Below are 7,899 nucleotides of genomic sequence, written 5' to 3'. Positions count from 1 at the left end.
CGCCCTCGCGTACCTGCACGGAGAGCTGGCGCACCGCGGCGGCGTACTCGTCGAAGGTGGACACTCAGCGCTCCTCGTCCTCGGGCCGGTACCCGGGGCGGACGAACGGCACGATCAGCGCGGTCCGCTGCGCGTGCCGGTCCACCAGCAGCGCCCGGTCGGCCCGCGGGGTGTACGCCAGGTCGGTGACGCCGAGGTGCAGGCCCAGGTCGGCGCCGGGCACGTTGAGCGCCACCAGGCAGGCCACGTCGTCGCGGTTCTGCGAGCCGCCGAGGTCGTCGGCGAGCCGGCGCAGCCCGCGCCACCAGCCGAGCAGGTGCACCCCGTGGCCGGGGCCCTGGCGCAGCAGCGCCCGCAGGTCGTCATGGCCGGAGCGGAAGGTCTCCGGGTCGGTCCGGGCGAGGATCGCGCCGGCCGCGTCCACCCCGAAGACCACCAGGTACGTCCGGCCCCGCTGCCCCGGGTCGGCGGCCAGCTCGCCGATCCGCCCGCGTAGCTCGGCCGGGTCGACCACGGTGACCGGGTGCCCGGCCGCCTTGATCCCGGCGGCGGTCTCGTCGGCCAGCTCGTCGGCGGCCTCGACCAGCGGCGCGAGCACGAACTCCGCCTCGCCCGGGGCGTGCTGGCGGGCCAGGCTCAGCGCGGCGGCCCGCAGCACGTGCGCCCCGGTCGGCGCGGTGCCCACCACGGCCAGGTGCCGCCCGGGGGCGGCGTCCAGGGCGAACCGGGCGGGGCTGCCCGCCACGTCGACCGTGCGGCCGACCAGCGCCGACGGGCGGCGGGCGCCGGGCCGCAGCGCGGCGGCGGCCGGCTCGTCCTCCAGGTGCGCCGGCTCGTAGCCGCGGAAGACCGCCGGCGGCGGCCAGCCCTCCGGCCGGTCGTCCCAGAGTTCGTAGCGCAGGCGGGCGACCTGCCGGGCGTCGGCGTGCGCGTCGGGGAAGCGGACCAGCAGGTCGGCCCCGGGCGCGCCGGCGGCGGTGTTGACCACGGCGGTGCCGACCGTGCCGGCGGCGCCGGTCGCGGCGCGGGGACCGAGCACGGCCTCGCCGCCGGGCAGCGCCACCCGCAGCGCGAACTGCCCGAAGAGCGTCTCGGCGCGGCCGTAGAGGGCCTCGACGCCGGTGGTGCTCTGGCTGGCCAGCACCAGGTGCACGCCGTACGAGCGGCCCTTGCGGGCCAGCTCCTCCAGCAGGTCGACGGCCTCCCGGGCCAGCCGGTCGTTGCCGGCGAGCAGCACGTGGAACTCGTCCACCACGGTCACGATCCGGGGCACCGCCGCGTCCGCCGGCAGGTCGGTGAGCTTGGTGATCCCGTGCCGCTTGAACTCCTCGGCCCGGCGGCCCAGCTCCCGGCGCAGCTCGCGGAGCACGGCGAGGCCGTACTCGCGGTCGGACTCGACGCCGACGGTGCGGGCGTGCGGCAGGAACGACGGGTCCCGTTCGGTGGGCACGAACTCGGTGAAGCTGACGCCCTCCTTGAAGTCGAGCAGCCAGAGCTGGAGGTCGGCCGGGGAGTAGCGGGCGGCCAGTCCATACAGGACGTCGACGAGGAAGACGGTCTTGCCGGCGCCGGTGCGCCCGCCGACCAGCCAGTGCGGGGTGGCGTCGTCGAAGGCGAGGGTGACCGGCTCCCGCCCGGCCCGGCCCACCACCGTGCGCAGCCCGGCCCGCGCGGACTCCGTCCAGCGCCGCTCGGGCAGCAGGTCCGCGACGTGCAGCGCCGCGTCGCGCCGCACGGCTGCGGCCAGCCGCCCGGCGAGGGAGCGGACGGCCTCCTGCGGCGGGTCGCCGTCGAGCAGCACGGGTACGGCCAGCCCGGTGCCGTCGTCGCCGAACGGGTACCCGGGCGGGTCGCCGACCCAGGCGTACCGCTCGTCGAGCCGCAGCGTGGTGGTGGCGCCCAGCGGCGGGGCCGGCCCGGGCGGCGCCACCGGATGGCCGGCGAGCAGCACGCAGACCGCGGCGGCGGGCCCGGCGTGGGTGAGCGCGGCGAGCCGGGCCAGCTCGCGCGGGGCCGGCACCGAGGCGGCCACCACCAGCAGCAGCTCGTGGTCGTCGCGGTCGGCCTGCTGGGCGGCGCGGGCGTGCGCCTCGGCGGCGTCGAGCAGCGCGCCGATCTCGGCCTCGGTGGTGGCGGTCGCGCCGAGCACGCCGGCGTCGCGCAGCGGCCGCAGCGGCAGGAAGGTGGCGCCCAGCGCGGCCGGATCGATGCCGACCACCCGGACGGCGCCGGGTGGGGCGGTGGCCAGCAGCCGCAGCATCAGCACCCGCAGCAGCACCGCCACCCGGGGGTCGCGGGCGTCGGCGCTGATCGCCAGGTGCCGGCCGGCGCCCAGCGGCAGCAGCAGCGGGAACCGGCCGTCGGCGGTGGTGGCGTCGCCGACGCGCACCGGCGCGGGTTCGCCGGCCGGCCGGGTCGCCGGTGCGGTGGGGGCGGTCAGGCCGGCGGCGAGGCGGCCGAGCCGGGCGACGAGGTCGACGGTGCGTTCCGGCACGGGCTGCCCGGCCAGCCGGTCGAGCAGCGCCCGGGCCCGGGTCCACCGGTCACGGGCCCGCCGGTGGGCGGTGACCGCCTGGCCGTACGCCGACGCGAGCCTGCCCACCGTCTGCTCCCCCACCACGTCTGTCCGGTCGAGGGAACCCTAACGGAGCCGGGCCGGCGCCGCACCAGGCGTCGCGTCCGAGCCGTTGGTCCACTGTTCACCTGCCGGTCCGCCGCCGCGCCGCCCGGTGTTCCGCCGGTCCGGATTGCCTGCTGGCGGATGACACGGTGAAAGAACTGGAAGGTGACGACGTGACCTCCTCCCCCATCTCCCGCCGCAACCTGCTGCGCGGCGGCGCGGCCGGCGGCCTCGGCATCGTGGTGGCCGGCAGCCTGGAGGCGATCGCCGGACCGGCCGCCGCCCGGGCCGCCTGCCGCCCGGCCGTCGGCTACGGCGAGCTGGTGCCGGACCCGGCCGGCCTGCTGGCGCTGCCGCCCGGTTTCTCGTACACGATCGTGGCGCAGGCCGGCAGCACGCTGCTGGAGAGCGGCCACCCGACGCCCAGCGATCCCGACGCCAACGGCTGCTTCCGGTCCCCCACCGGGTCGGTGCTGGTGAACAACCACGAAATCGGCGGCAGCGAGCCCTACCCGGTGCCGGCGCTGCCCGGCCTCACCTACGACCCGGGCGCCCGGGGCGGCACCACCACCATCGAGGTGGACGCCGCGGGGCGGCGGCTGCGCGAGTACGTCAGCGTGGCCGGCACCCACAACAACTGCGCCGGCGGGATCACCCCGTGGGGCACCTGGCTGACCTGCGAGGAAACCGAGCAGCGGGCCGGTGGCAGGTACCTCAAGGACCACGGGTACGTCTTCGAGGTGGACCCGCACGACCGGGCGCAGAACCGCGACCCGGTGCCGCTGACGTTCCTCGGCCGCTACGCGCACGAGGCGGTGGCGGTCGACCCGTACACCCACTCGATCTTCCTCACCGAGGACGCCGGCGGGCCGAACGGCCTGTACTTCCGGTGGACGCCGCCGTCGGGCTTCCGGGGCGGCAAGGGTGCGCTGCGCGCCCTGGCCCTGCGCCCCGACGGCGGCACCGCCGGCGAGCTGCAGGCGATGAACTGCTTCCAGGACAGCCGGCACATCGCCGACCTGTCCGAGGCGACCACCCCGGGCACCCGCTACAAGGTGCGGTGGATGGACGTGCCGGACCGGGACGCGAAGACCGTCTCGGTGCGCAAGCAGTTCACCGACGAGCAGGTGACGCGCAGCCGCAAGCTGGAGGGCGCCTGGTGGGCCGACGGGGGCGCGTACTTCGTCGCCAGCTTCGCCCGGCATGCCGACGGCAGCGTCAACGAGCACGACGGCCAGGTCTGGTTCTACGACCCGCGCTCGGAGACGGTCACCCTGAAGACCATCTTCGGGGTCAACCCGGACCCGTCGGTCGAGGGCGGCTACGACGGCCCGGACAACATCACCGTCTCGCCCTACGGCGGGGTGATCCTGGCCGAGGACGGCGACGGGCTGTCCCACCTCGTCGGGGTGACCGCGCAGGGCAAGGCGTACCCGCTGGCCCGCAACGAGCTCAACGACAGCGAGTTCGCCGGCCCGACGTTCAGCGCGGACGGCACGGTGCTGTTCGCCAACATCCAGTCCCCCGGTTACGTCTTCGCGATCACCGGGCCGTGGGGGCGGCCGAGCAACGCCGATCCGGCCTGATCCCGGCGGCGGTTGCGGCCGGCGTCTCCGACCGGGACGCCGGCCGCCCGGCCCTCAGGCGGGACGGCACGCCGGATCGGGCGGGCCGTCGGCGGCGCCGCAGTGGTACACCTCCACCGGCTCCGCGGCCACGTCGGGCACCTCCGCCACCCGCAGCAGCGCGATCCGCTTCGCGACCGGCTCACCGGAGTCCGGGGCGTACCGGATGACCCCGGCGACGCCCGGGTAGCCGCCGGCGGCGTTCTGCCGCAGCACCTCGGCGTGCACGCCGGCCGGGTTGACCGCGCGGGGCTCCCAGCGCCGGTCGGTGTCGGCGTGCCGCAGCCGGGCGGCGAGACTCTCCAGGGCCCGCACCATCATCATCGACGCGTCGTAGGCGAGGCTGACCCGCTCCCCGACCGGCGGGCCGGCGTCGTCCCGGCAGCGCGGCGGCTCCAGCAGGTCGTCGGCGCGCACCCAGCTCAGGAAAGTGCCCCGGGCGTCGTCGCGGCGGGCCTGCGCGGCCCGCAGCGCGCCGCAGGTGGCCAGGGCGGCCTTCGACACGTACGTCACCGGCAGGTTGCCGGGTGCGCTGGCCCGCAGCCCGGCGTTGGCCATGTAGCGGTTGACCGAGTCGTCGGCGAGCAGGTGCCGGGGCGGGTTCGCGCCGCACTCCTTGAGCGCGCGCAGGAACCCGTCGAACTCCGACCAGCGGCCGGCGAAGACCAGCACGCCGGGGTAGCCGCACTCCTGGGTCAGCCGCCGCCCGGTACGCCACTCGTCCAGCCGGGTGAGCCGGTCGCCGAAGCGTTCCCGCAGGCCGTCGACGAGGGTGGAGACGTAGAGGTCGTCGGCGAGCGAGCTGCCCTCCCCGGTGGTGTGGTAGACGTGCGCCTCGGTCACCTTCAACACCTGCCGGGCGTACCCCTCCAGCATCCGGGCCTGGTCGGAGTTGGGCGCCGACATCTGCAGGTAGAGGCTGGAGTTCTGGTCCATCCGGTCGGCCGACAGGGTGGGCGCGAGCACCGGCAGGCCGACCCGGTTGAGTTCCCGCAGCGCGGCGGCGGTGCTGGTCCGGCTCTCCACCAGGCCGACCACGCCGAGCAGGGTCGGGTCGTCGCGGGCCAGACCCTCCAGCATGGTCACCGCCCGACCGGCGTGGCGCATCTGCCGGCCGCCGTTGGCGACGACGATGTGCAGCAGGGCGGCGCCGTCCGCGGCGGCGGACTCCTTGAGCAGGGCGTACTGGGCGGTCGCCATGCCCTCCAGTTCCTCCCGCTCGGAGACGTACGACTCCTCGTCCGCGCGGGTCCGGTTGCCGGTCAGCGAGCCAAGGTAGACCAGGGTCAGGTACGGGCGACGGTGCTCGCTGCGCCGCCAGACCTCCTCGGCGGCGCGGTTCTGCGCGAAGATCCGCCGCTGCACCGCCCGGAGCCGGTCCTGGCCGGGGTCGCTGTTGAACAGCTGCCCCGCGCTGTCGCTGTAGCCGACGCACTCACCGTCGACCATCTGCACCCGGACCTGCCCGGTCGGGGACGGGTGGCAGTCGGGTGCCCACCGCCGGTCGGCCCACGCCCCGGCGGCCAGCAGCAGCACCAGGACCACCGCCGCCGGCAGGAAACGCCGCGACCACCAGGGCGGGTCCGGCGCCACCAGCGCCCGCGGGGTGACCCCCGGTGGGGGTACGACGTCCCCGGCGGCCAACCGCAGGACGACCAGCCAGGCGGCGGCCCGGCGCAGTCGCCGGGTCTCCGGCAGCGCCTCGGCCCACTCCTCGTACGCCTCGTCGGCCTCGCGCAGCACGCGGGTGGCGGGCAGTTCCGGCGGCGGCTCGTCGGCGACCGCCACCACCAGCAGCGGGTCGTTGCGACCGGTCTCGTTGCGGACGTCGTTGAGCAGCCGGACCAGGGTGTGCCCGACGGTGCCCACGGCGACCCCGTCGAGCAGCAGCACCGGGTACGCGGTGCGGCGCCAGTCCCCCGGCCGCCAGAACCGCCGGCGGTACGCCTGCCGCAGGTCCTCCAGGAAGGCGTGCAGCAGCAGCTTGTCGACCTGGGCCGGCTGTTCGCCGTCCCGCCAGCCGGCGGTAAGCCGTTCGGCGAAGCCGAGGAAGGTCACCGACTGCCGGGGCGCGAGGTACTGCTGCCGCATGAACCACCGGTAGTGCCGGCCGACCAGCGGCACCCGCCCGGAGACGGCGATCCGGAACACCGCGCTGGGCACCGCGCGGCGCAGCAGCCAGAGCAGCACCTGCAGGGCGGTGCCGAAGCCCGACTCGCCGGTCACCGGAGGTTCCTCGGCGGAGCGCCGGCCCCGTCGGTCACGGAGCCGCCGCACCAGCGCGGCCCGGCCGCTGTCGGCGGCGTCGACGCCGTCGGCGAGGGTCTGGTGCATCAGCCAGTCGGCCAGCGGGTAGTGCCGGAACCGCAGCCGGGCGGTGCCGAACGCCTCCAGGGACAGTTGCCGGTGCAGCTCGCGCAGCACGGCGGGGATGTCGTCGGCGGTGGGCCGGGTGGCCGGGTCGAGCACGGCGTGCGGCACCCGGCGGCCGGTGCCCTGGCCGACGAAGCGGCGCAGCAGCCCCGCCACGTCACCGGCGCCGGCGGCGCGGACCAGCCAGAGCAGCGGCAGCCGCCGGTCGCCGCGCCGGGGCCGGCGCAGCAGCCGGGCCAGCAGGGTGAGCAGCTCCGGCCCCCCGGTGGGGAGCCGGTCCTGGGCGGGCCGGGGTCGCTGCCGGGTGGTCGGTTCTCGCATCGCGCACCTCCGCCGGGTCCGGGGCAGCCACGGACTCTCCATTGTCGGCGATGGATGCAACGGCGGCCGGCGGTCCGGTACGGGACCGCCGGCCGTCGGGGCGCGTCGGTCAGCCGAGCACCGCGTTCAGCGCCGGCAGGTAGCCGTACCGGTAGCCGGCGGCGTTCGGGTGGTAGGCCTCGATGACCCCGGAGACGTCCCGGATCCACGGGTCGGCGGCGCAGACCCCGTGACCGGCGAAGAAGGGACGGGTGTCGGCGAAGGTGGCGCCGGCCGCGCGGGCCCGGTCGGCGATGACCGTGGCGAGCAGGTCGGCGGCCTCGTTGAGGATGGTGCGCTTGTACGTGCTCATGGCCAGCAGACCGCAGTAGCTGGTCTCGAACAGCCGCGGGTAGCCGAGGACGACGAGCCGGGCGTTGGGGGCCCGGTTGCGGATGGCGGCGTAGGTGGCGTCGAGCCGGCCGGGCAGTGTCGAGGTCGCGAAGCTCTTGGACTCGTTGACGGCGTTCACGCAACTGGTGGTGCTGCCGAACCGGCAGCTGGTGATGACGTCGGCGAACCCGGCGTCGTTGCCGCCGATGGTGACGGTGACCAGCGTGGTGCTGGTGCTCAACGAGTTGACCTGGCTGTTGATCACGTCGGCGGTGACCGCGCCGCCGCAGGCCGGGAAGCGGAAGCTGGTCACCGCGTTGGCGGCGGCCCAGAGCGGGGCGTACGACTTCTCGCTGCGCAGGCAGGTGGAGAGGTCGTACGGGCCGGCGCCGACCCCGGAGGAGTAGGAGTCGCCGAGGGCGACGTAGTTGACGGTGGCCGCCTGGGCGGTGCCGGGGACGAGCACGACGCCGAGGACGGTGGCGAACAGGGCGACCAGCGCGGTGACGGCGCGGGCCAGGGCGCGGTGGGGCATCACGGACCTCCACGGAGCAGGGGTGGTGGGATCCTCGTGACCGCGCGCTGGCC

4 protein-coding genes are annotated in these 7,899 nt (G+C 76.1%); 1 reads left to right on the top strand and 3 read right to left on the bottom strand.

All coding sequences use genetic code 11. From position 1 onward, the window contains the following. Window positions 1-64: 64 nt before the first annotated feature. The gene (locus tag KBX37_RS05255; RefSeq protein WP_210774788.1) at window positions 65-2,602 is read right to left on the bottom strand and encodes an FtsK/SpoIIIE domain-containing protein; all 2,538 of its coding nucleotides are present in this window, start codon (window positions 2,600-2,602) and stop codon (window positions 65-67) included. 191 nt (window positions 2,603-2,793) lie between these two features. Here KBX37_RS05255 and KBX37_RS05250 point away from each other — a divergent pair, with 191 nt between their 5' ends. Continuing rightward, on the top strand, window positions 2,794-4,206 hold the full coding sequence (locus KBX37_RS05250) for an alkaline phosphatase PhoX (RefSeq protein WP_210774787.1): 1,413 nt from the start codon (window positions 2,794-2,796) through the stop codon (window positions 4,204-4,206). A 54-nt stretch (window positions 4,207-4,260) separates the two neighbouring features. On the opposite strand, the gene KBX37_RS05245 is transcribed toward KBX37_RS05250, so the two are convergent. Both KBX37_RS05245 and KBX37_RS05240 read right to left on the bottom strand, forming a co-directional pair. Further along, entirely contained in the window at window positions 4,261-6,939 is a 2,679-nt protein-coding gene (locus KBX37_RS05245) for a hypothetical protein (RefSeq protein WP_210774786.1), read from the bottom strand. Window positions 6,940-7,048: 109 nt separating this feature from the next. After that, the gene (locus tag KBX37_RS05240; protein ID WP_210774785.1) at window positions 7,049-7,846 is read right to left on the bottom strand and encodes an SGNH/GDSL hydrolase family protein; all 798 of its coding nucleotides are present in this window, start codon (window positions 7,844-7,846) and stop codon (window positions 7,049-7,051) included. Window positions 7,847-7,899 lie beyond the last annotated feature (53 nt).

It is taken from the genome of Micromonospora sp. U56, from assembly GCF_018070095.1.
GTDB lineage: Bacteria > Actinomycetota > Actinomycetes > Mycobacteriales > Micromonosporaceae > Micromonospora > Micromonospora purpureochromogenes.
The sequence above is the reverse complement of the archived record's forward strand: the minus strand, read 5'-3'. Positions and strand labels throughout refer to the sequence as shown.